The organism is Atlantibacter sp. RC6, from assembly GCF_014193285.1.
Taxonomy (GTDB): Bacteria; Pseudomonadota; Gammaproteobacteria; order Enterobacterales; family Enterobacteriaceae; genus Atlantibacter.
Genome location: NZ_JACHZE010000002.1, coordinates 162,462 through 187,516 on the forward strand (window position 1 = coordinate 162,462; position 25,055 = coordinate 187,516).

The following is a 25,055-nucleotide window of genomic DNA, read 5'->3' on the forward strand; positions in this document are numbered from 1 at the left end:
CCGCAGCACCTTGCGGGGTATTCCAAAAGGAGGAATTTATGGCAAATCCGACCGTAATTAAGCTTCAGGACGGTAATGTTATGCCACAGCTCGGCCTTGGCGTGTGGAAGGCAGGGAATGACGAAGTCGTCCCGGCCATTCATAAAGCGCTCGAGGTGGGGTATCGCTCCATTGATACCGCTGCGGCATACAAAAACGAACAGGGCGTAGGGCAAGCCATTCACAGCGCGGGCATCCCGCGTGAAGAACTGTTTATCACCACCAAACTGTGGAATGACGATCAGCAGCGCCCTCAACACGCGCTGGAGGAGAGTCTTGAGAAGCTTAAGCTCGATCATGTCGATCTCTATCTGATGCACTGGCCGGTGCCGGCAATCGATCACTATGTCGACGCCTGGCAAGGGATGATTGAGCTGCAAAAGCAGGGGCTCGCCAAAAGCATCGGGGTATGTAACTTCCAGATTAACCATTTGCAGCGCTTGATTGATGAAACGGGCGTCACGCCGGTGATCAACCAGATCGAACTGCACCCGTTATTACAACAGCGCCAGCTGCACGCCTGGAACGCCACGCACAAGATCCAGACGGAATCCTGGAGCCCGCTGGCTCAGGGCGGCGAAGGGGTGTTTGACCAGAAAGTGATCCGCGAACTGGCGGATAAGTACGGCAAGACCCCGGCGCAGATCGTGATCCGCTGGCACCTCGACTCCGGTCTGGTGGTGATCCCGAAATCAGTCACGCCTTCCCGCATTGTGGAAAACTTTGACGTCTGGGATTTCCGTCTTGATAAAGACGAACTCGGCGATATCGCCAAACTCGATCAGGGCAAACGGCTGGGGCCGGACCCGGATCAATTCGGCGGATAACCTCCAAACCCGGCGTCCAGCGCCGGGTTTTTTTTCAGAATTTTTTAATTCCCATTTCTGCGCTCAAACAGTAAGCCCCTTTCTCTTCATCGATAAAATTCTTATCTATCAAGTAATTATTCATAACCTGAATGATTTACTACTTCCAATAATTTTCTGATAAGGATTTCATCGTGGTTGAGACCTCTTCCCGGGCCGTTAACTGGCTTAAGCTGATTGTGATTCTCATCCCGGCTGGGCTGCTGTGGCAGCTTTCACCGCCCAGCGGGTTAACCCTTCCCGCCTGGCACAGCGCGGTGATTTTCGTGACTACCATCGTCTGCATCGTGGCGAACGTGCTGCCGATTGGCGCGGTGGGGATTATTGGTATTACGGTGTTTGCCCTGGTACGCGCAGCGGGCGACGTGAAAGCCAGCGAAGCCATTACCACCGCGCTGAGCGAGCTCAACAGTTCGCTGATCTGGCTTATTGTGGTGGCGTTTATGATCGCGCGCGGGTTTATCAAAACCGGTCTCGGGCGGCGCATCGCCCTGCAAATGATCCGCTTGCTGGGTAAGCGCACCCTGGGGCTGGCGTGGGGCCTGGCGTTTGCCGATTTGATCCTTTCCCCGGCGATGCCCAGCAACACCGCGCGCTGCGGCGGGGTGATCTACCCTATTGCCGATGCGCTTTCCCGCAGTTTTGATTCCCGCCCGGAAGATGAATCGCGCAGCAAGATCGGTACCTTCCTGATTGCCTGCATCGGCAACGTCAATGACATCACCGCCGCGCTGTTTATGACCGGCTATACCGGCAACCTGCTGGCGGTGAAGCTGGCGGCAAACGCTGGCGTGACCATTACCTGGGGCGGTTGGTTTTTAGCGGCGCTGCTGCCCTGCCTGGTGTCGCTGATCGTGGTACCGCTGCTGGTGTATGCGCTGGTGTGCCCTACTATCACCCATACGCCCGATGCGCCAAAACTGGCTATCAGTGAACTGGAAAAGATGGGGCCGATTGCGAAAGGCGAATGGCTGATGCTCGGCACCATTGTGCTACTGCTGGTGCTGTGGATTTTTGGCGATACCCTGGGTGTTGACCCGACTACCGCCTCGTTTGTCGGGCTGTCGGTTTTGCTGTTAAGCGGCGTTCTCTCCTGGGAAGACGTCAAAAGCGAAAAAGGCGCATGGGACACGCTGATCTGGTTTGCCGCCCTGCTGATGATGGCGAACCAGCTTAAGAAACTCGGCTTTACCACCTGGTTTGGTAACCTTATTGGTGAAAGCCTGGCGAGCTTGTTGCAGGGAACCAGCTGGGTTGTGGTGCTGCTACTGCTTAACGCCGCGTATTTTTATACTCACTACTTCTTTGCCAGCGGCAACGCGCAAATCGCCGCGCTGTACGCGGTGTTTCTCGGCGTGGGTAGCCATCTCGGCCTGCCGATTGTCCCGCTGGCGTTCATGCTGGCGTTCAGCAGCAGCCTGTATTGCTCACTGACTCAGTATACCCACGCCCGCGGCCCGATTCTGTTTGGCGCAGGGTATGTGCCGACCGGCGTATGGTGGCGCACCGGGTTTGTGGTCAGTCTGGTGAACCAGGCCATATTTATGGGCGTGGGGCTGGCGTGGTGGAAGGTGTTGGGGCTGTATTAAGCCGTAAAAAAGGGGGAAATTCTTCCCCCTTTTCTCATTAACGTTGACGCGCTTTAGCAGCAGTTTTAACGCGTTTTTTATTGTCCGTCGGTGTCTGCCGCTGATGCTCTACCGGCGTATGTTTGGTCAGTGCCGGGCGGGTATAGCGATTCTGGCGGCGCGCTTCACGCATCTCTTCAATGGTCGGCGCAGGCACCAGGCAATCGCGGCGTGAGCCGATCAGGTGTTTTTTACCCATTGCCTCCAGCGCCTGACGGATCAGCGGCCAGTTGGCTGGGTCGTGATAACGTAGCAGCGCTTTATGCAGACGACGCTGTTTATCCCCTTTCGGCACCACCACGTCTTCACTCTTGTAACCAATCTTACTCAGCGGGTTCTTGCCGGTGTAATACATGGTGGTGGAGTTAGCGAGCGGTGACGGATAGAAGTTTTGCACCTGATCCAGACGGAAGCGGCGTTGTTTCAGCCACAGCGCCAGGTTGACCATGTCTTCGTCACGCGTACCGGGGTGCGCGGAGATAAAGTACGGGATCAGATACTGCTCTTTACCGGCCTGCTTAGAGTAGGTGTCGAACAGCTCTTTAAAGCGATCGTAACTGCCCATGCCCGGCTTCATCATTTTCGACAGCGGGCCTTCTTCGGTGTGCTCCGGCGCAATCTTCAGATAGCCGCCAACGTGGTGGGTCGCCAGCTCTTTGATGTAACGCGGATCTTCCACAGCGATGTCGTAACGCACGCCGGAAGCGATCAGGATCTTCTTGATGCCTTTCAGGTCTCGCGCCCGGCGATAAAGATTGATCGTCGGCTCGTGGTTGGTGTCCATGTGCTGGCAAATATCCGGATACACGCACGACAAACGACGGCAGGTTTGTTCCGCGCGCGGCGATTTACAGCGCAGCATGTACATATTGGCGGTAGGTCCGCCTAAATCAGAGATCACGCCGGTAAAGCCGGGAACCGTGTCGCGAATCGCTTCGATTTCGTTGATGATCGAGTCTTCTGAGCGGCTTTGAATAATGCGCCCTTCGTGCTCGGTAATCGAACAGAAAGAGCAGCCGCCAAAGCAGCCGCGCATGATGTTGATGGAGAAGCGGATCATCTCATACGCCGGAATGCGGCTGTTACCGTATGCCGGATGCGGTACGCGCTGGTACGGCAGGGCAAACACGCTGTCCATCTCTTCGGTGGACAGGGGGATTGCAGGCGGGTTGATCCAGATATAACGCTCGCCGTGTTTTTGCATCAATGCCCGCGCACAGCCCGGATTGGTTTCATGATGCAGAATGCGCGACGCGTGCGCGTAAAGCACTTTGTCGCCTTTGACTTTTTCAAACGACGGCAGCAGTACGTAAGTTTTTTCCCACGGTTTGGGACGTGGCGGTTGCACGACAACGGCTTTCGCTTCGGCTTTCTTCGGCTCGACCGGCTTGTTATCGGCACATGGCAAATCTTCACCGTAAGGATGCGGGATCGGGTCAATCTTGCCCGGCATATCGATGATACGCGAATCCACCCCGCTCCAGCCCGGCAGCGCCTCTTTCACCATGATGGCGGTATTACGTACATCGCGGATCTGCCCCACCGGCTCGCCCTGCGCCAGACGGTGCGCCACTTCTACCAGCGGGCGCTCCCCGTTGCCGAAAATCAGCATGTCGGCTTTGGAATCCACCAGCACTGAACGGCGCACGGTATCAGACCAGTAATCATAATGCGCGGTACGGCGCAGGCTGGCTTCGATGCCGCCGAGGATCACCGGCACGTCTTTCCACGCCTCTTTACAGCGTTGGGTGTATACCAGCGTCGCGCGATCGGGACGTTTACCCGCCACATTATCCGGCGTATAGGCGTCGTCATGACGCAACTTACGGTCAGCGGTGTAGCGGTTAATCATCGAGTCCATGTTGCCCGCCGTCACCCCGAAGAACAGGTTCGGTTTGCCCAGACGCATAAAATCGTCTTTGGTGTTCCAGTCCGGCTGAGCGATGATGCCGACGCGAAAGCCCTGGGCTTCCAGCATGCGTCCGCAAATCGCCATCCCGAAGCTCGGGTGGTCGACGTAGGCATCCCCGGTAACCAGAATGATGTCGCAGCTATCCCAGCCAAGTTGATCCATTTCCTCACGGGACATCGGCAAGAACGGCGCCGGGCCGAAACAGGCGGCCCAATACTGGGGCCAGGAGAAAAGGTCGCGATCGGGTTGGATCAGACTTATAGCGCTCATAATGCTTCCGGGGTGGTAAAAAAATAGACAAAGGGCGGCGATTATACGTTGTATCGCCGCCAGAAAAGAAGAGGTAATAACAAAACGTTTACGGTGCCGGGTTCACCAGAATCTGGCCAATTGATCCGCGATCCGCCATCTCCAGCGTTTGGCTGCCGTACAGGAACGGGAAGTGCTCCCAGGATGGCTGCGAGAAATAAACCAGCAGCTCTACCTGCCCATCGACCCATACCGTGTCTTTCCAGCCGCGATCTTCCGGGAACGGCGCGGCACCGTTGACATGGCGGATCAGGAACTGGACGCCCTCAATGTGGAACGACTGCGGCGAATCGGAACGCACCGTCCAGCGCTCCCAGGAGCCCTGTTGAGTGGTGATGTCCAGACGCTTCATATCCCACAACTGGCCGTTAATCCCCGGATCGTCGCCCAGCGTGATATCGCGGCTGCGCACCGGGCTGCCGTCCAGAATGTTGTTCGGCAGCAAACGCATCGGCAGCGTATCGGTTACCAGCGGAAGCAAACCGGTCGGGCGCAGCGTCAGCACCAGGGTGGAGATCAAAATGCTAGAAGGCTCAAAGAAGCCGCGCAGGCGATCCATGATGCTCGCCGCTTCACCGCAGGTGATAGAAACTTCATCGCCGTTGGTCATATCCACCAGGATTTCGCGGCGTTCGCCCGGCGCGAGGGAAAGCTGCTTGACGGAAACCGGCGCGGGCAGAAAGCCCTGGTCGCTGGAGATAACATGCAACGGACGGCCATCGCTCATCTGCAACAGATAACGGCGGGCGTTAGAGGCGTTCAGCAGGCGCAACCGCACCCAGCCACGGGACACGTCCACATACGGGCTTTGCGCGCCGTTCACCAGCAGGGTGTCGCCGACAAACCCGCCGCTACCCGGCTCGCTGTATTCCGGCGTTCCGAAATTATCCAGCCGCTTGTCCTGAATGATCACCGGAAAATCGTCCACGCCGTAGTGGTTAGGGATCGGCAGCGCTTTGCTGACCTCGTCCTCCACCAGCCACATTCCCGCCAGGCCGTTGTAAACCTGCTGGGCGCTGCGATTAGGGGTGTTAGCGTGATACCAGAGCGTCGCCGCGGACTGGCGGATCGGCAGCACCGGTGCCCAGTCGGCGCTGGCGGACATCATGCGCGAGGCGCCGCCGATCAGCGGGCCGGGAACCTGTAAACCGCTCACCGTCATCGCCACGTTTTCAGGCAGGCGGTTACTGTAAATCAGCTTGACGTCATCGCCGTTCCAGACGCGGATTGTCGGCCCCAGATAGCGGCCATTGACGCCCCAGACCTGCGCCCGGGTGCCCGGCGTAAACGACCAGTGGGTGCGTTGCAGCGTAAGAAATAGCGGCTGACCGCGTCGTGATTCGAGGAGCGGCGGGATCGGCAGCGGTTGCTGCTGCCCTGCCGCATGTGCCGTCAGTGGCGCTGCGCCTGCACAGAGAACCCATCCCGATGCCTGAATAAACTGACGCCGACTGAATGACATACTTTGCTCCGTGTAAACTGTCAAAATCGCGAGGAAGGGCCCCTCGCGAGGTAAAACTCAGATATTGCCAGATGCTTCGCGCTCGGCCACTTCCTGGTCCAGCTCTTTGATTTTGGCTTCCATCACTTCACGGCAATGGGTCGCCAGCGCACGCACCTGATCCTTCTGCCAGGCAGAGGTATCAATCGGCGGCAGCATTTCCACAATCACCAGGCCGTTATTCCAGCGATTAAGATTGATTTTGCCGTGGGTGTTGGAGACGCAAACCGGAATGATCGGCACGCCTGCCGCCAGCGCCGCATGGAACGCGCCGGTTTTAAACGGCATCAGGCCACGACCGCGGCTGCGGGTGCCTTCCGGGAACATCCAGATAGAGATGCGGCGTTTTTTAAACTGCTGCACCACCTGGGCGATAGTGCCGTGCGCTTTGGCGCGGTTGTCGCGGTCGATCAGCAGGTTGCCGGTCAGCCAGTAGAGCTGCCCGAAGAACGGGATCCACAGCAGGCTTTTTTTACCCACGGTAACGGTAGGCGGGATCACGATATTCGCCGCCGTGACCATATCGTAGTTGTTCTGGTGGTTGGCGATAAAAATGGCATTGCCAAACTGCTCGGCGCCTGGCGGCAGACGCTTTTCGACTTTCAATCCAAAAACGGTGGAGAGGCGGCCAAACATATGGCCAAAGGTAGCGACGTGGCGCGGATTGCGCGGGCTGAACAAACACCAGATACAACCCAGGATGCAAACAACAATGCAGTAGATCACGACAAAAATAATACGAAGAATAAGTAACATAACTACCTCTGAAGCCCTTGTCGCAGACAAGTATACTGGCTTTGTCGCAAAAACACCGCTCCGGTCGAGGATGACCGCGGCACAATACGGCTAATTTCCCAAACGCGTATTCTTATGCGCGACGCATCAACACACAATGGCTGAGTTATAAAAAAGTTACGCTGACGTACTGCGGGATAACGGCAGCGAGAGAAGCTCCCGCTGCCGCGATGGTCGGCGCGTGATTACTCTTCGCTGTTTCCTGCGTCAGGACGCAGCGGCGAATCCACGTCGATACGGTCGATGCGTTGCAGGCCGCGCATCAGGGTGCCGCGACGCCCGCGTTCCCCATGCACTTTTTGCAGCTCTTCCGGGCGCATTTTGATTTTGCGTTTGCCGACGTGGAAGGTCAGGGTGCTTTGCGGCGGCAACAGCAGCAGGTGCGCCAGCTTATCGTCGCCCTTCGCCGCTTCTGCTGACGGAATGGAGATGATTTTATTCCCCTTCCCTTTAGACAGTTGCGGTAAGTCAGACACCGGGAACATCAGCATACGGCCTGCGGCGGTGATGGCGAGCAGCATGTCCTGTTCACTGACGATTTCGATCGGCGGCAGCACATGGGCGTTTTCCGGCAGGGTGATCACCGCTTTGCCTGCCCGGTTGCGGGCAATCAAATCGTTGAAGGTGCAGACGAAGCCGTAGCCAGAATCCGAGGCCATCAGCAGCTTCTGCTCCTCATTGCCCATCAGCATCTGCTCAACCACCGCGCCCGGCGGCAGCGTCAGCTTGCCGGTGATCGGCTCGCCCTGCCCGCGCGCCGACGGCAGCGTGATGGGGTCGATGGCATAGCTGCGGCCCGTGGAGTCGATAAACACCACCGGCTGGTTGCTCTTGCCTTTCGCGGAGGCCAGCCAGCTGTCACCCGCTTTGTAGCTCAGGCCCTGCGCGTCGATGTCGTGGCCTTTGGCACTGCGCACCCAGCCCATCTGGGACAGCACGATGGTAATCGGCTCCGACGGCAGCATGTCGTGCTCGCTCATGGCTTTGGCTTCGCTGCGCTCGTGCAGCGGTGAGCGACGATCATCGCCATAGGCGTCGGCGTCGGCCTGCAACTCTTTCTTCAGCAGGGTGTTCATTTTGCGCTCAGAGGCCAGAATCGCCTGGATCTGGTCGCGCTCTTTCTCCAGCGCGTCCTGCTCGCCGCGGATTTTCATCTCTTCAAGCTTCGCCAGATGGCGCAATTTTAGCTCAAGGATGGCTTCGGCCTGGGTTTCGCTCAGTTCGAAGCGGGACATGAGTACCGGCTTCGGCTCATCTTCGCTACGGATGATGTGAATCACTTCGTCGATGTTGAGGAATGCCACCAGCAAGCCTTGCAGGATATGCAGGCGCTTGAGCACTTTTTCCAGACGATAGTTCAGGCGGCGGCGCACGGTATCGCGACGGTACGCCAGCCATTCGGTCAGGATCTCCAGCAGGTTTTTCACCGCCGGGCGATTATCCAGGCCGATCATATTCAGGTTAACGCGATAGCTCTTTTCCAGATCGGTGGTAGCGAACAGGTGGTTCATTACCTGCTCCATATCCACGCGGTTGGAGCGCGGCACGATCACCAGACGCGTCGGGTTCTCATGGTCTGACTCGTCACGTAAGTCATCCACCATCGGCAGCTTTTTATTGCGCATCTGGGCGGCGATTTGCTCCAGCACGCGCGCGCCGGAAACCTGGTGCGGCAGCGCCGTGATCACCACCGCGCCGTCCTCTTTCTTCCACACCGCGCGCATCCGCACCGAACCGCGGCCGCTCTGGTAGATTTTGCGGATCTCGGCGCGTGGCGTAATGATTTCCGCTTCGGTCGGGTAATCCGGACCCTGGACGATGTCCAGCACGTCGTCTAGCGTGGTTTTCGGGTTATCGATCAGGCTGATGGTGGCTTTCGCCACTTCGCGCAGGTTGTGCGGCGGAATATCCGTCGCCATACCTACCGCGATGCCGGTGGTGCCGTTTAACAGAATATTCGGTACCCGAGCCGGCAGCATTTTCGGCTCGTCTAAGGTGCCGTCAAAGTTAGGCACAAAATCCACCGTGCCCTGGCCCAGCTCGCTGAGCAGCAGTTCGGCGTATTTCGACAGGCGCGATTCGGTATAACGCATCGCCGCGAAGGATTTCGGATCGTCCGGCGCACCCCAGTTCCCCTGGCCATCCACCAGCGGATAACGATAGGAGAACGGCTGAGCCATCAGCACCATCGCCTCATAACAGGCGCTGTCGCCGTGCGGATGGTATTTACCCAACACGTCGCCCACGGTACGGGCCGATTTTTTAAACTTGGCGCTGGCGTTGAGGCCCAGTTCCGACATCGCATACACGATGCGGCGCTGTACCGGTTTTAAACCGTCGCCGATAAAGGGTAACGCCCTGTCCATGATGACGTACATGGAGTAGTTCAGATAGGCGTTTTCCGTGAACTCATGCAGCGCAAGACGCTCTGCACCATCCTGAGTTATGTCACTCATTAATCGTTATACCTCGAACAGGGGCCGCAGGGTGAAGTAGCGGCAATATTGCCGCAGATAGTACCTTATCTGAGGAGCGAGTCCCAGCGTGGGATGGGATCTTTCCTGTATTTAACACCAGTAATCAGACTAGCGCTGTAATCGTTGATTATTGCTCATCTGGCAAAAGTCTTTGCACTTTTTGCACATTTTACCGTCCCGCCCGATCCGCTATCATTCATGCCAAATGCAATTATTCGAGGATAAATAATGAGCAACGTGCTTATCATCAACGGCGCGAAAGAATTCGCGCACTCTAAAGGCCAGCTTAACGACACCCTGACCGACGTCGCGCAAAGCTTTCTGCGCGACCTCGGACACGATGTTCAGGTGACCCGCGCCGACAGCGATTACGATATTCAGGCCGAAGTGCAGAAATACGTCTGGGCCGACGTGGTGATTTACCAGATGCCGGGCTGGTGGATGGGCGCGCCCTGGACCGTGAAAAAATACATTGATGATGTATTTACCGAAGGCCACGGCGCCCTGTACGCCAGCGATGGCCGTTCCCGCGCCGACGCCAGCAAAAAATACGGCTCCGGCGGCCTGATTCAGGGCACCAAATATATGCTCTCCCTGACCTGGAACGCGCCGCTTGATGCGTTCACCGATGAAGATCAGTTCTTCCACGGCGTGGGCGTAGACGGCGTGTATCTGCCATTCCATAAGGCCAATCAGTTCCTTGGCATGGACGCGCTGCCGACTTTTATCACCAATGACGTGATCAAAATGCCGGACGTGCCGCGTTATATTCAAGAATATCGCGAGCATCTGGCAGCGATTTTTGCTTAACTGAATGCCTGTTACTCTATCCTGATCAAGAGAGCCGCGACTTGCCGCCTGCGGCTGCTGTTCTACGGATTTATCACAAGGAGTTTTTCATGCTGACAGTTATTGCCGAGATCCGCACGCGTCCGGGCGCCCATCATCGCCAGGCGGTGCTGGATCAGTTTGCCAAAATCATTCCCGCTGTGCTGGCGGAAGAAGGCTGCCACGGCTATGCGCCGCTGGTGGACGTTAACGCCCAGGTGAGCTTCCAGTCCACCGCGCCGGACTCCATCGTGATGCTGGAGCAGTGGGAAAGCGTGCCGCACCTCGAAGCGCACCTTCAAACGCCACATATGAAAGCCTGGAGCGAGGCGGTAAAAGGCGACGTGCTGGAAACCCATATCCGTATTCTGGAACAGGGCGTTTAAGCGCTTATTCAGGAACAAAAAAGGCGATGAAGATTCATCGCAGCAGAATGCCGACCCGGTCATTAACTGACCGGGTAAAGGATTTTACCGGCCTTGCCGAGCTTTGTCTGCGTTTAGTTCTTCCCAGGATGCTTCAAGAACCCAGAGACATTGTGCGCCTTCGCTTGTCTTCAGCAGGGCTTGCCGTGTGCGCTGGTAGAACGCTATGACCTCCGCTGACGGTTTATCAGTCGGTGGTGTACACACGATATCGGTCCCTACCATATGCGGCCAGTTCCCGGCGTCAATCTTTCGCAGCGCGACCAGTGTGGCGCGGGTATTTGTGGTTAGCGCAACAGCCAGCGCGTCCTCAAGTTCCTGTGCCTGCTTAATGTCGGCAACGGCTGCCAGTTCAGGGGTGCGCTCTAACCAGTCCACATCGCCTGCTGCCACTCCCCGCAGCGCGGCGGGCCAGTCAATAACGGCAGCAAATACCGGAAGGGTTAGCCCCGCCAGCAGCAAAACGACCAGTCGCATCATCGGACAACCTCCAGATTCCCTCCAGAGCGCAGTATTTTTCGACGTGTCGCCAATGAAAGAATAATACAACCCTCGGAAGCAAACCCCGCAGGACCATGAACACGCTCGCCATGTATGCGAAAATCTGAACGACCAAACGATTCTCCTGAAGTTTGTTCCAGAATAATTGTCACGGGTCCCTTTGACGTTGAGTGCCCGGCAATTTTATAGGTACCTCGCGGCAATGGGCCAAGCCCCTTCACATGCTGGCGGTCGGGGTTGTTTTTATTCGTCAATGCACCTGAGTAACCGGTTTCGACCAACTCACAGTCATCATACATTTCGCCGGTCGACTGATGATACGTCCACATAATATTGTTCTCCTTACGCAGTTGCGCGTTCGTTCCAGCTGTCAGAGTGAATAATGTTACCGTCGACATAACGCCAGGTGATTTTTTCGTATAGCAATTCAACCAGTTCCATATGATTATGCTTTTCGTGGCGCGGGTCTTTAACGTCCAGCATCATCGGACAGACGCCGACAATCTTCACGCCTTCCATCAGCGTCGAGAAATATTCCACCTCCTGACCAGCGTCATTGATGTGATAAAATTTGACCTCAGCAGATTTGAGCGTCTGACCCGTCGTTACCGCCTTGTACAGATAAGGGCTGGAGGAGTCGATCTCTTTGTCAAATGAATACGGCGAATGCACGCGGAGACTGGTCGCCTTGCCTGTATGTATATCTGTGGGTTGCATTACGTCGTGATTAATACCCGTTATTTCGATGCTGCCTTCACGTCCCTTAACATCAACCGAACCTCGGATATCAGCGCCGCCATCGTCTTTCAGCCATAAATATGCGGGAATTGCCATTTTTTAAACTCCATTTATAAAACGCATTAATTGTTACCTCTGCTAGACACGAGGCATTCTGACGCTATCCACAACGAAACAATGGGTCAATTTTGCGTACTGTGTATAAAAATTGATCCGCGATTTCTTTGATGCCAATAAAAAAAGGCCGGAATAATCCGGCCTCTGACAGGTGAAGATTGTTACTTAAATAAATTTTTCTGGACCGGCCGTTGCGAAACATTACTGGAGATGAGCTATTAGCCTTTTCGGTCACTGCTGCCAAATTGCGAACAGATAACGGTCATCGTCTTTTACGTCATCGCACCAGTTACACATCCAGATCCGCGAGATCGCCTTTCTCCTGCAACCAGTTGCGACGATCTTCCGAACGCTTCTTAGCCAGCAGCATATCCATCATCGCCGTGGTGCGCGCATCGTCGTCATCGCTGATGGTCAACTGCACTAGGCGGCGGGTGTTCGGGTCCAGCGTGGTTTCGCGCAGCTGGAGCGGGTTCATTTCCCCCAGCCCTTTAAAGCGCTGCACGTTCGGTTTGCCCTTCTTACGCTTAAGCTGATCCAGCACGCCGGCCTTTTCCTCTTCCGTCAGTGCGTAGTAAACCTCTTTACCCAAATCGATGCGGTACAGCGGCGGCAGCGCAACGTAGACGTGGCCGTTTTTCACCAGGGTGCGGAAGTGTTTCACGAACAGCGCGCACAGCAGCGTGGCGATATGCAGCCCGTCCGAGTCGGCATCCGCCAGAATACAGATTTTGCCGTAACGCAGCTGGCTGAGATCTTCGCTGTCCGGATCGATGCCGATGGCCACGGAAATATCGTGTACTTCCTGAGAGGCCAGCACTTCGTCCGACGACACTTCCCAGGTGTTCAGGATCTTACCTTTCAGCGGCATGATCGCCTGATATTCGCGGTCGCGCGCCTGCTTGGCCGAACCACCCGCCGAATCCCCTTCCACCAGGAACAGCTCGGTGCGCGCCAGATCCTGCGCGGTACAGTCCGCCAGTTTGCCCGGCAGCGCCGGCCCGCTGGTGAGTTTTTTACGCACCACTTTTTTGGCGGCGCGCATCCGGCGCTGGGCGCTGGAGATCGCCAGTTCCGCCAGCATTTCCGCTGCCTGCACGTTCTGGTTCAGCCACAGGCTGAAGGCGTCTTTCACCACGCCAGAAACAAACGCCGCGCACTGGCGCGAGGAGAGGCGCTCTTTGGTCTGCCCGGCAAACTGTGGATCCTGCATTTTCACCGACAGCACATAGGCGCAGCGTTCCCAAATATCTTCCGCTGAGAGCTTCACGCCGCGCGGCAGGATGTTGCGGTATTCGCAGAACTCGCGCATCGCGTCCAGCAAGCCCTGGCGCAGGCCGTTAACGTGGGTACCGCCCTGCATGGTCGGGATCAGGTTAACGTAGCTTTCCGTCAGCAGTTCGCCGCCTTCCGGCAGCCACAGCAGCGCCCAGTCAACCGCTTCGGTATCACTGGAGAAATTGCCGATAAACGGTTTTTCCGGCAGCGTCGGCAGCCCGTTCACCGCCTCGCTCAGGTAATCATTCAGCCCGTCGAGATAGCACCAGCGCTGCTCGGTATTGTTCACCTTGTCTTTAAAGGTGATTTCTACGCCGGGGCACAGCACCGCTTTCGCTTTCAGCAAATGGCTTAAGCGCGATACCGAAAAACGCGGGGAATCGAAGAAGGATTCATCCGGCCAGAAGTGCACGCTGGTGCCGGTATTGCGTTTACCGCAGGTGCCGACTACTTCCAGGTCTTTCACTTTATCGCCGTTGGCAAACGCGATGTTGTAGATCTGTCCGTCACGGCGGACGTTCACTTCCACCCGCTTCGACAGGGCGTTAACCACCGAGATCCCCACGCCGTGCAGGCCGCCGGAGAACTGGTAGTTTTTATTCGAGAACTTACCGCCGGCGTGCAACCGGCACAGGATCAGCTCAACGGCGGGCACACCCTCTTCCGGGTGGATATCGACAGGCATACCGCGCCCGTCATCAATCACTTCAAGCGACTGATCTTCGTGGAGAATGACGTCTACGCGTTTCGCATGGCCCGCCAGCGCTTCGTCCACGCTGTTATCAATAACTTCTTGCCCAAGGTGGTTGGGGCGAGTGGTATCGGTATACATCCCCGGACGGCGGCGAACCGGCTCAAGCCCGGTGAGTACCTCAATGGCATCAGCGTTATAGGATTGCGTCATGGTTTATTCGTTCAGAGAGAAACGGCATCGACTCGGGGCGGAATTACTCAAGCCCCAGAAAATCGACAATCTGTGAGAAATAATCTTCAAAGCCCACAAAGGCGTGATTACCCCCGTCAATCACGGTCTGCCGGCAGGAAGCGTAGTACGCCACCGCCTGGCGATAATCAAGCACCTCGTCCCCGGTCTGCTGCAGCAGCCAAATCAAATCCGGCGCTTCCAGCGGGTCGATTTGCATGACTTTAAGATCGTAAATATGGCGTGACTCTAGCACATATTGCTGCCCGGTGTAGGGGTTCTCGTTTTGGCCTAAATAGTCGACCAGCAGTTCAAACGGGCGCACCGCCGGGTTGACCACCACCGCCGGTAACATAAAGCACTGGGAAAGCCAGGTGGCGTAATAGCCGCCGAGAGACGAGCCGACTACCGCCAGCTCTTCGCCGCCGTGCTCCAGCACCAGCGACTCCAGCAGTTCCGCGGCATCGGAGGGAAACGGCGGCAGTTGCGGCACAATCATGTTAATCGCCGGATGATGCTGTTCCAGCCAGGCTTTAAACCGCGTCGCTTTGGCGGAGCGCGGCGAGCTGTTGAACCCATGCAGGTAGAGAAGCGTGGACATCAGTAACCTTCGGACGCGGTATCAGGATTGAACTGCGTCCCCTCCAGGCGTTCGACCTGCGTAGTTACTGTACCGTCGGCATGCAGTTCCAGCCAGCGCCAGCCGGGGGCGATAGTATCAAGGGTAAAGTTCGCGCAGTGAGGTTTGAACTGAACGCAGGTCGACGGCGTCGCCAGCATCCGGCGGCCATTCCAGTCGAGATCCAGCTCCTGGTGGATATGCCCGCATAGCAGGTGGCGCACATTCGGAAAACGCCCCAGCACCGCGTCCAACTCGCCCGCATTACGCAGGCTGTGTTGATCAAGCCAGCTGCATCCCGCTGGCAGCGGATGATGGTGAAGCAATAATAAGGTGAACCGATCGGCGTTCTCGGCCAGCTTCGCTTCCAGCCACTCCAGCTGATATTCGCTTAATTCGCCATGCGGAACGCCGAACACCTGGCTGTCCAGCAGCAAAATCTGCCACTTTTCGCCGCACAGTACCTGCTTCGCCGAGGAGATGCCCGCCTCCTGAAGCGCGCTGAACATGGCGGGCTGGAAATCATGGTTGCCCGGCAGCCAGACGCAGGGCGCAGAAAACGCGGCGATGCCCTGCGCGAAGTGCTGATAGGCCTCAGGCGTATGGTCCTGCGCTAAATCGCCGGTCGCGACAATCAGGTCGCACGGACGCTGCTGTGCGGCGATCGCCTCCAGCACAGCCTGATAACTACTCCAGGTATTGACGCCCAACAGCGTTTCGCTTTTTTGCGCGAACAAGTGGGTATCGGTAATTTGTAAAATCCTGACGCTCGCCCCATCCGCAACAGGAAGATTCAACAAACTTTCCAAAGGGTGTCCTTAGGTTTCACGACGCTAACAAACCGGAACCGCCATCGCTCCATGCGCCAGGCAGTAGCGCAACCAATCCGCAAGAAACTGGTTAATTTGATGCTTTTCATCGCGTTGATGCAACTTTTTGTTCGGGTAATCATAACGTGCTTTGAAGCGAAAGATCTGCTGGCTTGAACACACTTCCGCCACCATCGCGTCATGATAGAGCCGCACCGACATTGACGGCAGGCTCCAGTAGCTAATCGCCGGCACGGTCTGTTTGATTTCCACGAGCGTAGTGTAGCGGGTGGATTCGAGGATCGTTAATCGGTATTGCGCGCTGCCGACTTGATAGCTCACTGTTTCGCCCACTGCGTCAGTTCGCGGCAGCAAGCGGCGCAAAATTGCAAAATTGGTTTCGCAAAGGCGCATCATTTCTGGAAAGTCGGGGGTATAGCGCTTCATATTCAGGTGTTCCACTCTTGACGTATTTCTTGATAGTGCAGTTGCAGCCAGAGCAGTGCGATGACTGAGGCTGCGTTATCGATTTTCCCCTCGTTTACCCACTGGTATGCCTGTTCCCGGCTTACCACATGAACACGAATATCTTCGTTTTCTTCCACCAGGCCGTGTATACCTTCGGCCTGCGTGGCATCCACTTCACCGACCAGAATCGATAACCGCTCGCTGGTGCCGCCTGGGCTTGCGAGATAGTTCAATACCGGCTTTGTGCGTCCCACCAGCAATCCTGCTTCTTCCATGGCTTCGCGGCGCGCCACCTCTTCCACGCTTTCGCCGGGCTCAATCATGCCGGCGACCAGCTCCAGCAACCACGGGGTGTCGCTGGTATCGTACGCGGCGATGCGGATCTGCTCGATCAACACCACTTCATCGCGCACAGGGTCAAAGGGTAGCAGGACTGAAGCATGACCGCGCTCAAAAATTTCACGGTGCACTTCGCCGCTCATTTCACCGTTGAAAAGGCGGTGTCGAAAACGATACAGATCTAACGAAAAAAAGCCGCGATACAATTTTTCCCGTGCAATAATTTCTACATCGTTTTTGGTGAAAGTCACTGCGCGATCGTCTGGTTTGCTCATGATTAAAGCCTGTTATAAATGTGGATGGTGGTGAACCTATTCAACTCAGTTTACCTGTCGTTATAACGCCAATATGGTAGATTGATGAAATTTAATGGCATAAGGCACAGAAGGCCAATCTTCACATATCGCGGATTCTGCTAAAATCGGCGACAATTTTTGACTTCTGTCAGCGCTAATAAACAAATTCTGCTTCACAACAAGGAATGCAAATGAAGAAACTGCTCCCCATTCTTATCGGCCTGAGCCTTACCGGATTCAGCGCCATGAGCCAGGCAGAAAACCTGTTACAGGTTTATCAGCAAGCACGTTTGAGCAACCCGGACCTGCGTAGATCCGCTGCCGATCGTGATGCCGCATTCGAAAAAATCAACGAAGCTCGCAGTCCTTTATTACCGCAGCTCGGCCTTGGCGCAGACTACTCCTACAGCAACGGTTACCGCGACGCGAACGGCGTTAACTCCAACACCACCAGCGCATCGCTGTCGTTGACTCAGACCATTTTCGATATGTCGAAATGGCGTCAGTTAACGCTTCAGGAAAAGAGTGCGGGTATTCAGGACGTCACCTTCCAGACCGATCAGCAGACCCTGATCCTGAACACCGCGACCGCCTATTTTAACGTGCTGAGCGCTATCGATGCGCTCTCCTATACCGAAGCGCAGAAACAGGCGATCTACCGCCAGTTAGACCAGACGACCCAGCGTTTTAACGTGGGCCTGGTCGCGATCACCGACGTACAGAACGCCCGCTCCCAGTACGATAACGTGCTGGCGAATGAAGTGACCGCCCGTAACAACCTGGATAACGCGCTGGAACAGCTGCGCCAGGTGACCGGCAACTACTATCCGCAACTGGCGTCGCTGAACGTTGACGCATTTAAAACCGCCAAACCGGATTCGGTTAACAATCTGCTGAAAGAAGCGGAAAACCGTAACCTGGCGCTGTTGCAGGCCCGTCTGAGCCAGGATTTGGCCCGCGAGCAGATTCGCCTGGCTGAATCGGGCCATTTGCCGACGGTGGGTTTGACCGCATCGACCGGCATCTCCGACAGCTCTTACAGCGGCTCTGCGACCAATACCGCGCAGTATAACGACAGCAACGTTGGCCAGAACAAAGTCGGCATCAACTTCTCCCTGCCGATTTACAGCGGCGGCGCGGTGAACTCCCAGGTTAAACAGGCGCAGTATAATTTCGTCGGTGCCAGTGAGCAGCTTGAAAGCGCCCACCGCAACGTGGTGCAAACCGTGCGTTCCTCCTTCAATAACATCAATGCGTCTATCAGCAGCATTAACGCCTACAAACAGGCGGTGGTGTCTGCCCAGAGCTCATTAGATGCGACAGAAGCGGGCTATGAAGTGGGCACCCGTACTATCGTTGATGTGCTGGATGCCACCACCACGCTGTACAACGCGAAGCAGCAGCTCTCCAGCGCCCGTTATAACTACCTGATTAACCAGCTCAATATCAAATCCGCGTTGGGTACGTTGAACGAGCAGGATCTGCAAATCCTTAACAGCAACCTGGGTAAACCGGTTTCTACCACGCCTGAAATCGTGGCACCGGAAAATGCCCAGCAGGCTGCCGCCGCCGATGGCTACGCCACGACCGACGCGCAGACCCAGCCAACCGCTCAGCCGGCGAGCGCGGTACAACCCGCGGCCGCTACGCAGAGCAACGGTAAAAATCCGTTCCGCAATTAAGCCTGCGACGGGGGGTGTGAATCACCCCCCGAATCTTCGTAAGGCAACGTAAAGATCCGCGCCCGGCGCGCCCGCCGCTTTAATTTCGACCATTCATCCTCTATCCTTTACGATTAATTCTTTGCATTATCACTGGGTTCAGGAAGATAAAATGAAACGGACAAAATCCATCAATCATGCGACGTTTCGCAAAAGCTTTAGCGCGCGCCACTTAACGCCGGTTGCACTGGCGGTTTCCGCCGTGTTTATGCTTGCGGGTTGTGAAAAGAGCGATGAGACTGTCTCGCTTTATCAGAATGCCGACGACTGTTCGAAGGCTAATCCGGGCAAAAGCGCCGAATGTACCACTGCCTACAACAACGCCCTGAAAGAAGCCGAGCGCACCGCGCCGAAATACGCCACCCGTGAAGATTGCGTGGCGGAATTTGGCGAAAACCAGTGCCAGCAGGCCCCTGCACAGGCGGGCGTGGCAGGTGAAAACCAGGCTCAGGCCCACAGCGGCGGCAGCTTCTGGATGCCGTTAATGGCGGGCTATATGATGGGCCGAATGATGGGCGGCGGCGCGGGCTTCGCGCAGCAACCGCTGTTCACCTCGCGCAACCCTGCCAGCCCGGCCTACGGTCAGTACAACGACGCCAGCGGCAAGAGCTATGGCGCGGCGCAGCCGGGCCGCACCATGACGGTCCCGAAAACCGCTATGGCCCCGAAACCGGCCACCACCACTACCGTGACCCGTGGCGGCTTTGGCGAGTCCGTGGCGAAGCAGTCCGCGATGCAGCGTAGCTCCGCAACCGGCAGCTCCAGCCGTTCAATGGGCGGTTGATCGATGGAACGGATTGCCATTAGCGAGCGCCCTGACTGGCGCGAAAAAGCCACCGAATACGGTTTCAACTTCCACACCATGTACGGCGAGCCGTACTGGTGTGAGGAAGCCTATTACCAGTTGACGCTCAGCCAGGTGGAACGCCTGGAAACCGTCACCGCCGAACTGCACCAGATGTGTTTGCAGGTAGTGGAAAAAGTCGTCGCCAGCGATGCGCTGCTGACCAAATTCCGCATCCCGAAACACACCTGGGAATTTGTGCGCCAGTCCTGGCGCAGCCAGCAGCCGTCGCTCTACTCGCGTCTCGATTTGGCCTGGGACGGCATCGGCGATCCGAAGCTGCTGGAGAACAATGCCGATACCCCCACCTCGCTGTATGAAGCGGCGTTTTTCCAGTGGATCTGGCTGGAAGATCAGATTAACGCGGGCAAGCTCCCGGCCAACAGCGATCAGTTCAACAGTTTGCAAGAGAAGGTGATTGAGCGATTCGCCGTTCTGAAAGAGCAACACGGCTTTAATCTGGTGCATTTCGCCTGTTGCCGCGACACGGTGGAAGATCGCGGAACCGTGCAATATTTGCAGGATTGCGCCGCTGAAGCGGGCGTGGCGAGCGAATTCTTATATATCGACGACATCGGCCTTGGCGAGAAAGGCCAGTTTACCGATCCGCAGGATCAGGTGATTGCCAACCTGTTTAAGCTCTACCCATGGGAATACATGCTGCGCGAGATGTTCTCCACCAAGCTGGAAGACGCGGGCGTACGCTGGCTGGAGCCTGCCTGGAAAAGCATTATCTCCAACAAAGCGCTGTTGCCGATGTTATGGGAGATGTTCCCGAACCACCCTAACCTGCTGCCGGCTTACTTCGCTGAAGATGAGCATCCGGCGATGGATAAATACGTCGTGAAGCCGATCTTCTCCCGCGAAGGGGCCAATATTTCCATCATTGAAAATGGTCAAACGCTGGAGAAAGTCGAGGGGCCGTATGGCGAGGAAGGCATGATCGTACAGCAGTTCCACCCGCTGCCGAAATTTGGCGACAGCTACACGCTGATCGGCAGTTGGCTTATCAACGATCAGCCTGCCGGGATCGGCATCCGGGAAGATCGGGCGTTGATCACCCAGGATCTGTCACGTTTCTATCCGCACATCTTTATCGAGTAACAAACAGGGCGCGAATGATATCGCGCCCTTTGTTTAGCCCACCTGCACCGACAGCATACTTAACGATCCCATCTCGATACCGTCCACCGGCACCGAAACCGGCTCGCTGCCGTCCCACGCGCCCAGCACGTACAGCAACGGTAAAAAGTGCTCCGGGGTCGGGTTGGACAAACTGCCCCCTTCCTGCTGGAGATAATTCACCAGCGGATGCTGCTCTACCGGCCCTTGCCAGGTGAGATTGGCTTTCACCACATTGTTAAACGCCGTCGCCCAGGGGTATGGCGTATTTTCACCGTGCCAGCGGGCGGTACGCAGGTTGTGCACCACGTTACCGCTTGCCACCAGCATGATGCCCTCATCACGCAGCGCCGCCAGTTTACGGCCCATTTCAACATGCCAGGCGGCAGGTTTGGTGCTGTCTATACTCAATTGCACCATCGGGATGTCGGCATCCGGATACATCTTGATCAGTACGCCCCATGAACCGTGGTCGAAGCCCCAGGCTTCCCTGTCGAGCGCAACAGGCACCGGCGCGAGCAGATCGACCAGGCGCTGCGCCAGTTCCGGCGATCCCGGCGCCGGATAATGCGTGTCATACAGCGCCTGCGGGAATCCACCAAAATCATGGATGGTTTTGGGCTGTTCCATGGCGGTGACGCCGGTCCCCCGGGTAAACCAGTGGGCAGACACCACGACGATCGCTTTTGGACGTGGCAGGGTCGCGCCCAAATGCCGCCAGGCCTGAGTATACTGATTGTCCTCCAGCACGTTCATCGGGCTACCGTGGCCGAGAAACAGTGCAGGCATACGCGAAACGTTCATGGTGTTATCCTTTGGTCTTCGGGGTATTGTCGATGGATAAACCTTACGCCGATTCGGGAAAAGAAGAACTCAGATAACCATGATGGAGATCATCAGGAAATTTGAATGTAAGGCTGGTGTAAATCCGCTGACCCCACGTCGATTTTAATCGACGGGTTCTTTAAGCTTTGAGAATCCAGAACACAAGGAGCTGTTGATGTCGGTCCCTCTTATATTGACTTTACTGGCTGGCGGAGCCACGTTTATCGGCGCGCTGTTGGGCGTGATCGGCCAAAAACCGTCAAACCGGTTGCTGGCGTTTTCGCTGGGTTTTGCCGCTGGCATTATGCTGCTGATTTCATTGATGGAAATGTTGCCCGCCGCGCTGCGCGAAGAAGGGATGTCTCCGATGCTGGGTTACGGCATGTTTATTGTCGGCCTGCTGGGCTACTACGCCCTGGACCGCATGTTGCCCCACGCCCATGCTCAGGATCTGCTGGATAAGGATTTACAGCGCACGCCGCGCAATCTGAAGCGTACCGCGCTGCTGCTGACGCTCGGCATCAGCCTGCATAACTTCCCGGAAGGTGTCGCTACCTTCGTGACGGCCAGCAACAATCTGGAATTAGGGTTTGGTATCGCCCTTGCCGTCGCCTTGCACAATATTCCTGAAGGACTGGCGGTAGCCGGACCAGTGTATGCCGCGACGGGCTCCAAATACAAAGCGGTGTTCTGGGCGGGTATCTCCGGGATGGCGGAAATTCTCGGCGGCGTGCTGGCCTGGCTGATCCTCGGTTCGCTGGTGTCGCCGGTGCTGATGGCCTCGATTATGGCGGCGGTGGCGGGGATTATGGTGGCGCTGTCAGTGGATGAGCTGATGCCGCTGGCGAAAGAGATTGACCCGAATAACAACCCCAGTTACGGCGTGTTGTGCGGCATGTCGGTAATGGGTTTAAGCCTGACGTTGCTGCAAACCAGCGGGATTGGCTGATTTCTCTGGACGTAAAAAAACCCGGTTGATGAACCGGGTTTTTTATTATCTGCCTGCAGAATTAGCTGGCTTTGCGTTCGTGCTGCTGACGATAAGCCACCAGATCTTCAATGGTCACGACGGCCATCTGATGTTTACCCGCAAAGTCGATGCACTCCGGCGCGCGCGCCATAGAGCCATCATCGTTGGTTAATTCACACAGAACGCCAGCCGGTTTGAAACCCGCCAGCGTCACCAGATCGATAGTGGCTTCGGTATGGCCGCCACGGGTCAGGACGCCGCCGTTCTGGGCGCGCAGCGGGAATACGTGGCCCGGACGGTTCAGATCGGAAGGTTTCGCGTCATCGGCAATCGCGGCGCGGATGGTGGTAATGCGGTCCGCCGCGGAAACCCCGGTGCTCACGCCGTGCGCGGCTTCGATAGTGACGGTAAAGCCGGTGCCGTAAGCGCTGGTGTTATTTTCAACCATCATAGGCAGGTCGAGCTGCTGACGGCGATCTTCAGTGATGCACAGGCACACAATGCCGCTGCCGTGGCGAATGGTCAGCGCCATTTGTTCAACGGTCATGGTTTCGGCGGCGAAAATCATATCGCCTTCGTTTTCACGGTCTTCATCATCAAGCACCATCACGCCACGGCCTTCGCGCAAAGCGGTCAGAGCGTGTTCTACGCGTTCAAATGCGGTACCGAAAGAGGAAAGAAGCGTCTGATTCATGGTAAAAAAACCTCATTAAAATTATGGTTACCAGAATCAGGGCGGTCTTAGGAGTGCCGTAATAACGGCAAAAAAATAACGTGAGTGGGCCCTACGCCCGACTTGATCGTTACTCTCTCCCATCCGGACTTTAACCGTCGGCCCCGGAATTACACCGGATCTGCTGACCTTCAGCGTTTATGAAAACATCTGAAGCGCTCGCGGGCTTTCAGCATAAGCTGATTTACCGCCGGTGGGGAATTTCGCCCCGCCCTGAGAATAAGCGGGGTTACTATAACGCCAATGACCAGGGTCGGCAATGCATTCAGCAGACTAAATAAATCGGTTTGTGCTATTACTTAGATTCATACATTTCCGGTTTCTCCTCCCGGAAACAGGCATTACAATAAGAGGTTATGTAACTCACGCACTGGGAAACCGCCATGATTGACCCGAAGAAAATTGAACAGATTGCCCGCCAGGTTCATGAATCCATGCCGAAAGGCATTCGTGAATTCGGGGATGACGTTGAAAAGAAAATCCGCCAGGTTTTACAGTCTCAGTTGACGCGTCTCGACCTGGTCAGCCGCGAAGAATTTGATGTGCAAACCCAGGTTCTGCTGCGCACCCGCGAGAAGCTGGCTGCGCTGGAACAGCGCATCAGCGCGCTGGAAGGCCGTAATACAACTGCGCAACCCGCTGCGCCAGCGCCAGCTATTCCGCCGGTCGATGTGATTCAGCCTGCACCGGCGGTCCCGCCGGTTGATGAAGAAAAACCGCTGTAAAAAATCGGGCCTTCATTGAAGGCCCGATTACATAACCTACTCGTTTTTCACGCTTAACTCTTTTTGCGTATATCGCTCGCCATCAGGTTAAGCTGTTGCGCCCGCGTATTATTCAGTTCCGCCATACAGGCGATACGCCCCATATCAAGCGCGTTGCCAATTGCACCTCCGCCTAACGAATACGCGAACTCACAATGTGATTTTCGAAAGGCAATAAATGATTTTCCAGCCTTATCCAGTCGGGTTTGGGCCTGTTTGATATACCGGGTCTCTTCATCCCATGCATTTAAGGCAAGGCGCATTGCTTGTTCCGACTCTTTCAGGGAGCTTTCGCTAACCTGGAGCTTTATTTCCAGACACTTTCTCATGTCAACCATTGAGGCGCTCTCTTCTGAACACTCATCACGTAACTCTTTCTCACTCTGTATAGCTTGAGCTGCCATAACGAATGAAGGAAAACACGTTACAATGACAGCAACAAGAAAAATTATTTTGCGCATGCAGATGTCCCTCTCTGTTGAATCGCACTCAAAGCATACGTAAGTTTATTAGCGTATCTGGAATCACGATTAGTGTTATAACGTTCAGCGATATTTTCAATGGTTAAACCCTTCCAGCCAACGATAACCCTTTTAATTCTTGATCTCTGGTATTTCAATACCTCTCCGGCGTGTAGGATATTGGCATGAGGGTTAAGCTGTTTTAACGTTTCGATTGTAGTGTTATGATTTCGTGCAATCTTATCAAAACTATCCCCGTTCTTTACCGTTACCCGCTCAATTTCGCTATTAAGCTCAACAATATTTTTATTCTGGAAATTAGCCGATCTCAAAAGCAAATACCCAATTCCTGCACGAATATTATATGCAGGCAATGATCTTACTGCGGAAAAACTTAGTTTACTTCTCCAGCCTGGCGGTAAAATCAACTCACCACCATGACCCGATAATAATTCATCCAATCCAGGATCGCCAACCACACCTATTTGCATTGGTTTACGTTCCCACTCACTGCTGGTAGCGCCTGTCTCAACCCATATCATCGCTTTTATATATAACCAGTTAAGCGGACGATACCCTGCCGTACCAGCCAGATGTCTATTATATTCATTGACCGCCTGACGTATTTCACAATCCCACATATCCCATTTTTTATTTCCCCTTGCTGTATTAATTCCATCTTGCCATTTTTCAAAACCTGATTTTGTAGCCATTTGAGCACCCATATGCCCTCCTTATGTCAAAGTTT

General features: G+C 55.6%; 25 protein-coding genes and 1 riboswitch. Of the genes, 9 read left to right on the forward strand and 16 right to left on the reverse strand.

Features of this window, described 5'->3' with window-relative positions; all coding sequences use genetic code 11:
- The first annotated feature begins 38 nt into the window (after positions 1-38).
- Together dkgA and FHW74_RS05785 are read left to right on the forward strand one after the other, a co-directional pair.
- On the forward strand, positions 39-866 hold the full coding sequence (gene dkgA, locus FHW74_RS05780) for a 2,5-didehydrogluconate reductase DkgA (RefSeq protein WP_183169571.1): 828 nt from the start codon (positions 39-41) through the stop codon (positions 864-866).
- A 170-nt stretch (positions 867-1,036) separates the two neighbouring features.
- A complete protein-coding gene (locus tag FHW74_RS05785; RefSeq protein ID WP_370527982.1) occupies positions 1,037-2,494 on the forward strand; it encodes a DASS family sodium-coupled anion symporter in 1,458 nt (485 codons plus the stop codon).
- 37 nt (positions 2,495-2,531) lie between these two features.
- On the opposite strand, the gene FHW74_RS05790 is transcribed toward FHW74_RS05785, so the two are convergent.
- From FHW74_RS05790 to parC, 4 genes are all read right to left on the reverse strand, one after another.
- Entirely contained in the window at positions 2,532-4,715 is a 2,184-nt protein-coding gene (locus FHW74_RS05790) for a YgiQ family radical SAM protein (protein ID WP_183169573.1), read from the reverse strand.
- 88 nt (positions 4,716-4,803) lie between these two features.
- Complete coding sequence (ftsP, locus tag FHW74_RS05795; protein WP_183169574.1) at positions 4,804-6,216, reverse strand: cell division protein FtsP; 1,413 nt, start codon at positions 6,214-6,216, stop codon at positions 4,804-4,806.
- 57 nt (positions 6,217-6,273) lie between these two features.
- On the reverse strand, positions 6,274-7,011 hold the full coding sequence (locus tag FHW74_RS05800) for a 1-acylglycerol-3-phosphate O-acyltransferase (RefSeq protein ID WP_183169575.1): 738 nt from the start codon (positions 7,009-7,011) through the stop codon (positions 6,274-6,276).
- Between the two features lie 224 nt (positions 7,012-7,235).
- Entirely contained in the window at positions 7,236-9,506 is a 2,271-nt protein-coding gene (parC, locus tag FHW74_RS05805) for a DNA topoisomerase IV subunit A (protein ID WP_183169576.1), read from the reverse strand.
- 249 nt (positions 9,507-9,755) lie between these two features.
- On the opposite strand from parC, the gene FHW74_RS05810 reads away from it, so the two are divergent.
- Together FHW74_RS05810 and FHW74_RS05815 are read left to right on the forward strand one after the other, a co-directional pair.
- Positions 9,756-10,337, forward strand: coding sequence for an NAD(P)H-dependent oxidoreductase (locus FHW74_RS05810; RefSeq protein ID WP_183169577.1), 582 nt, complete (start codon positions 9,756-9,758; stop codon positions 10,335-10,337).
- An 89-nt stretch (positions 10,338-10,426) separates the two neighbouring features.
- Positions 10,427-10,741, forward strand: coding sequence for a putative quinol monooxygenase (locus FHW74_RS05815; protein ID WP_183169578.1), 315 nt, complete (start codon positions 10,427-10,429; stop codon positions 10,739-10,741).
- 84 nt (positions 10,742-10,825) lie between these two features.
- Here the strand turns inward: FHW74_RS05815 and FHW74_RS05820 are convergent, their stop codons facing one another.
- From FHW74_RS05820 to nudF, 8 genes are all read right to left on the reverse strand, one after another.
- Positions 10,826-11,260, reverse strand: a complete 435-nt coding sequence (locus FHW74_RS05820) for a hypothetical protein (RefSeq protein ID WP_183169579.1) — start codon at positions 11,258-11,260, stop codon at positions 10,826-10,828.
- Entirely contained in the window at positions 11,257-11,613 is a 357-nt protein-coding gene (locus FHW74_RS05825; protein ID WP_183169947.1) for a tlde1 domain-containing protein, read from the reverse strand. The genes FHW74_RS05820 and FHW74_RS05825 overlap by 4 nt, the downstream gene beginning before the upstream one ends.
- Before the next feature lie 10 nt (positions 11,614-11,623).
- Positions 11,624-12,115 carry an Hcp family type VI secretion system effector gene (locus FHW74_RS05830; RefSeq protein WP_183169580.1) on the reverse strand — a complete coding sequence of 164 codons (492 nt, stop codon included), beginning with the start codon at positions 12,113-12,115 and terminating at the stop codon, positions 11,624-11,626.
- A gap of 310 nt (positions 12,116-12,425) precedes the next feature.
- Positions 12,426-14,318, reverse strand: a complete 1,893-nt coding sequence (gene parE, locus FHW74_RS05835) for a DNA topoisomerase IV subunit B (protein WP_183169581.1) — start codon at positions 14,316-14,318, stop codon at positions 12,426-12,428.
- A gap of 43 nt (positions 14,319-14,361) precedes the next feature.
- Positions 14,362-14,937 carry an esterase YqiA gene (gene yqiA, locus FHW74_RS05840; protein WP_183169582.1) on the reverse strand — a complete coding sequence of 192 codons (576 nt, stop codon included), beginning with the start codon at positions 14,935-14,937 and terminating at the stop codon, positions 14,362-14,364.
- Positions 14,937-15,764: a 3',5'-cyclic-AMP phosphodiesterase gene (gene cpdA, locus FHW74_RS05845; protein WP_183169583.1), complete on the reverse strand. Its 828-nt coding sequence runs from the start codon at positions 15,762-15,764 to the stop codon at positions 14,937-14,939. Before cpdA ends, yqiA begins: the two co-directional genes overlap by 1 nt.
- Before the next feature lie 24 nt (positions 15,765-15,788).
- Positions 15,789-16,211, reverse strand: coding sequence for a DUF1249 family protein (locus FHW74_RS05850; RefSeq protein WP_125293715.1), 423 nt, complete (start codon positions 16,209-16,211; stop codon positions 15,789-15,791).
- A gap of 2 nt (positions 16,212-16,213) precedes the next feature.
- Entirely contained in the window at positions 16,214-16,846 is a 633-nt protein-coding gene (gene nudF / locus FHW74_RS05855; protein ID WP_183169584.1) for an ADP-ribose diphosphatase, read from the reverse strand.
- Between the two features lie 212 nt (positions 16,847-17,058).
- Here nudF and tolC point away from each other — a divergent pair, with 212 nt between their 5' ends.
- The 3 genes from tolC (at position 17,059) to FHW74_RS05870 (ending at position 20,536) form a co-directional block, all read left to right on the forward strand.
- A complete protein-coding gene (gene tolC / locus FHW74_RS05860) occupies positions 17,059-18,549 on the forward strand; it encodes an outer membrane channel protein TolC (protein WP_183169585.1) in 1,491 nt (496 codons plus the stop codon).
- 151 nt (positions 18,550-18,700) lie between these two features.
- On the forward strand, positions 18,701-19,372 hold the full coding sequence (locus FHW74_RS05865; protein ID WP_183169586.1) for a DUF1190 family protein: 672 nt from the start codon (positions 18,701-18,703) through the stop codon (positions 19,370-19,372).
- A 3-nt stretch (positions 19,373-19,375) separates the two neighbouring features.
- Positions 19,376-20,536: a glutathionylspermidine synthase family protein gene (locus tag FHW74_RS05870; protein WP_183169587.1), complete on the forward strand. Its 1,161-nt coding sequence runs from the start codon at positions 19,376-19,378 to the stop codon at positions 20,534-20,536.
- A 33-nt stretch (positions 20,537-20,569) separates the two neighbouring features.
- On the opposite strand, the gene ygiD is transcribed toward FHW74_RS05870, so the two are convergent.
- The gene (ygiD, locus tag FHW74_RS05875) at positions 20,570-21,358 is read right to left on the reverse strand and encodes a 4,5-DOPA dioxygenase extradiol (RefSeq protein ID WP_183169588.1); all 789 of its coding nucleotides are present in this window, start codon (positions 21,356-21,358) and stop codon (positions 20,570-20,572) included.
- A 196-nt stretch (positions 21,359-21,554) separates the two neighbouring features.
- On the opposite strand from ygiD, the gene zupT reads away from it, so the two are divergent.
- Complete coding sequence (gene zupT, locus FHW74_RS05880; RefSeq protein WP_183169589.1) at positions 21,555-22,328, forward strand: zinc transporter ZupT; 774 nt, start codon at positions 21,555-21,557, stop codon at positions 22,326-22,328.
- A gap of 61 nt (positions 22,329-22,389) precedes the next feature.
- On the opposite strand, the gene ribB is transcribed toward zupT, so the two are convergent.
- Positions 22,390-23,043, reverse strand: coding sequence for a 3,4-dihydroxy-2-butanone-4-phosphate synthase (ribB, locus tag FHW74_RS05885; RefSeq protein WP_183169590.1), 654 nt, complete (start codon positions 23,041-23,043; stop codon positions 22,390-22,392).
- Positions 23,044-23,150: 107 nt separating this feature from the next.
- A riboswitch (FMN riboswitch) is annotated at positions 23,151-23,307 on the reverse strand.
- Positions 23,308-23,465: 158 nt separating this feature from the next.
- Here ribB and FHW74_RS05890 point away from each other — a divergent pair.
- Complete coding sequence (locus tag FHW74_RS05890; protein ID WP_183169591.1) at positions 23,466-23,807, forward strand: accessory factor UbiK family protein; 342 nt, start codon at positions 23,466-23,468, stop codon at positions 23,805-23,807.
- Positions 23,808-23,860: 53 nt separating this feature from the next.
- Here the strand turns inward: FHW74_RS05890 and FHW74_RS05895 are convergent, their stop codons facing one another.
- Both FHW74_RS05895 and FHW74_RS05900 read right to left on the reverse strand, forming a co-directional pair.
- Positions 23,861-24,307, reverse strand: a complete 447-nt coding sequence (locus FHW74_RS05895) for a lysozyme inhibitor LprI family protein (protein ID WP_183169592.1) — start codon at positions 24,305-24,307, stop codon at positions 23,861-23,863.
- Positions 24,295-25,032 (reverse strand): LysM peptidoglycan-binding domain-containing protein, encoded by a 738-nt coding sequence (locus tag FHW74_RS05900; RefSeq protein ID WP_255459865.1) that lies wholly within the window; start codon positions 25,030-25,032, stop codon positions 24,295-24,297. Before FHW74_RS05900 ends, FHW74_RS05895 begins: the two co-directional genes overlap by 13 nt.
- Between the last annotated feature and the right edge of the window lie 23 nt (positions 25,033-25,055).

Bases quoted from the DNA above. Each gene is read 5' to 3' on its own strand.
- dkgA (WP_183169571.1), top strand. From the start codon at position 39: ATGGCAAATCCGACCGTAATTAAGCTTCAGGACGGTAATGTTATGCCA.
- FHW74_RS05790 (WP_183169573.1), bottom strand. From the start codon at position 4,715: ATGAGCGCTATAAGTCTGATCCAACCCGATCGCGACCTTTTCTCCTGG.
- ftsP (WP_183169574.1), bottom strand. From the start codon at position 6,216: ATGTCATTCAGTCGGCGTCAGTTTATTCAGGCATCGGGATGGGTTCTC.
- FHW74_RS05800 (WP_183169575.1), bottom strand. From the start codon at position 7,011: ATGTTACTTATTCTTCGTATTATTTTTGTCGTGATCTACTGCATTGTT.
- parC (WP_183169576.1), bottom strand. From the start codon at position 9,506: ATGAGTGACATAACTCAGGATGGTGCAGAGCGTCTTGCGCTGCATGAG.
- FHW74_RS05810 (WP_183169577.1), top strand. From the start codon at position 9,756: ATGAGCAACGTGCTTATCATCAACGGCGCGAAAGAATTCGCGCACTCT.
- FHW74_RS05815 (WP_183169578.1), top strand. From the start codon at position 10,427: ATGCTGACAGTTATTGCCGAGATCCGCACGCGTCCGGGCGCCCATCAT.
- FHW74_RS05820 (WP_183169579.1), bottom strand. From the start codon at position 11,260: ATGATGCGACTGGTCGTTTTGCTGCTGGCGGGGCTAACCCTTCCGGTA.
- FHW74_RS05830 (WP_183169580.1), bottom strand. From the start codon at position 12,115: ATGGCAATTCCCGCATATTTATGGCTGAAAGACGATGGCGGCGCTGAT.
- parE (WP_183169581.1), bottom strand. From the start codon at position 14,318: ATGACGCAATCCTATAACGCTGATGCCATTGAGGTACTCACCGGGCTT.
- yqiA (WP_183169582.1), bottom strand. From the start codon at position 14,937: ATGTCCACGCTTCTCTACCTGCATGGGTTCAACAGCTCGCCGCGCTCC.
- FHW74_RS05850 (WP_125293715.1), bottom strand. From the start codon at position 16,211: ATGAAGCGCTATACCCCCGACTTTCCAGAAATGATGCGCCTTTGCGAA.
- nudF (WP_183169584.1), bottom strand. From the start codon at position 16,846: ATGAGCAAACCAGACGATCGCGCAGTGACTTTCACCAAAAACGATGTA.
- tolC (WP_183169585.1), top strand. From the start codon at position 17,059: ATGAAGAAACTGCTCCCCATTCTTATCGGCCTGAGCCTTACCGGATTC.
- FHW74_RS05865 (WP_183169586.1), top strand. From the start codon at position 18,701: ATGAAACGGACAAAATCCATCAATCATGCGACGTTTCGCAAAAGCTTT.
- FHW74_RS05870 (WP_183169587.1), top strand. From the start codon at position 19,376: ATGGAACGGATTGCCATTAGCGAGCGCCCTGACTGGCGCGAAAAAGCC.
- ygiD (WP_183169588.1), bottom strand. From the start codon at position 21,358: ATGAACGTTTCGCGTATGCCTGCACTGTTTCTCGGCCACGGTAGCCCG.
- zupT (WP_183169589.1), top strand. From the start codon at position 21,555: ATGTCGGTCCCTCTTATATTGACTTTACTGGCTGGCGGAGCCACGTTT.
- ribB (WP_183169590.1), bottom strand. From the start codon at position 23,043: ATGAATCAGACGCTTCTTTCCTCTTTCGGTACCGCATTTGAACGCGTA.
- FHW74_RS05890 (WP_183169591.1), top strand. From the start codon at position 23,466: ATGATTGACCCGAAGAAAATTGAACAGATTGCCCGCCAGGTTCATGAA.
- FHW74_RS05895 (WP_183169592.1), bottom strand. From the start codon at position 24,307: ATGCGCAAAATAATTTTTCTTGTTGCTGTCATTGTAACGTGTTTTCCT.
- FHW74_RS05900 (WP_255459865.1), bottom strand. From the start codon at position 25,032: ATGGGTGCTCAAATGGCTACAAAATCAGGTTTTGAAAAATGGCAAGAT.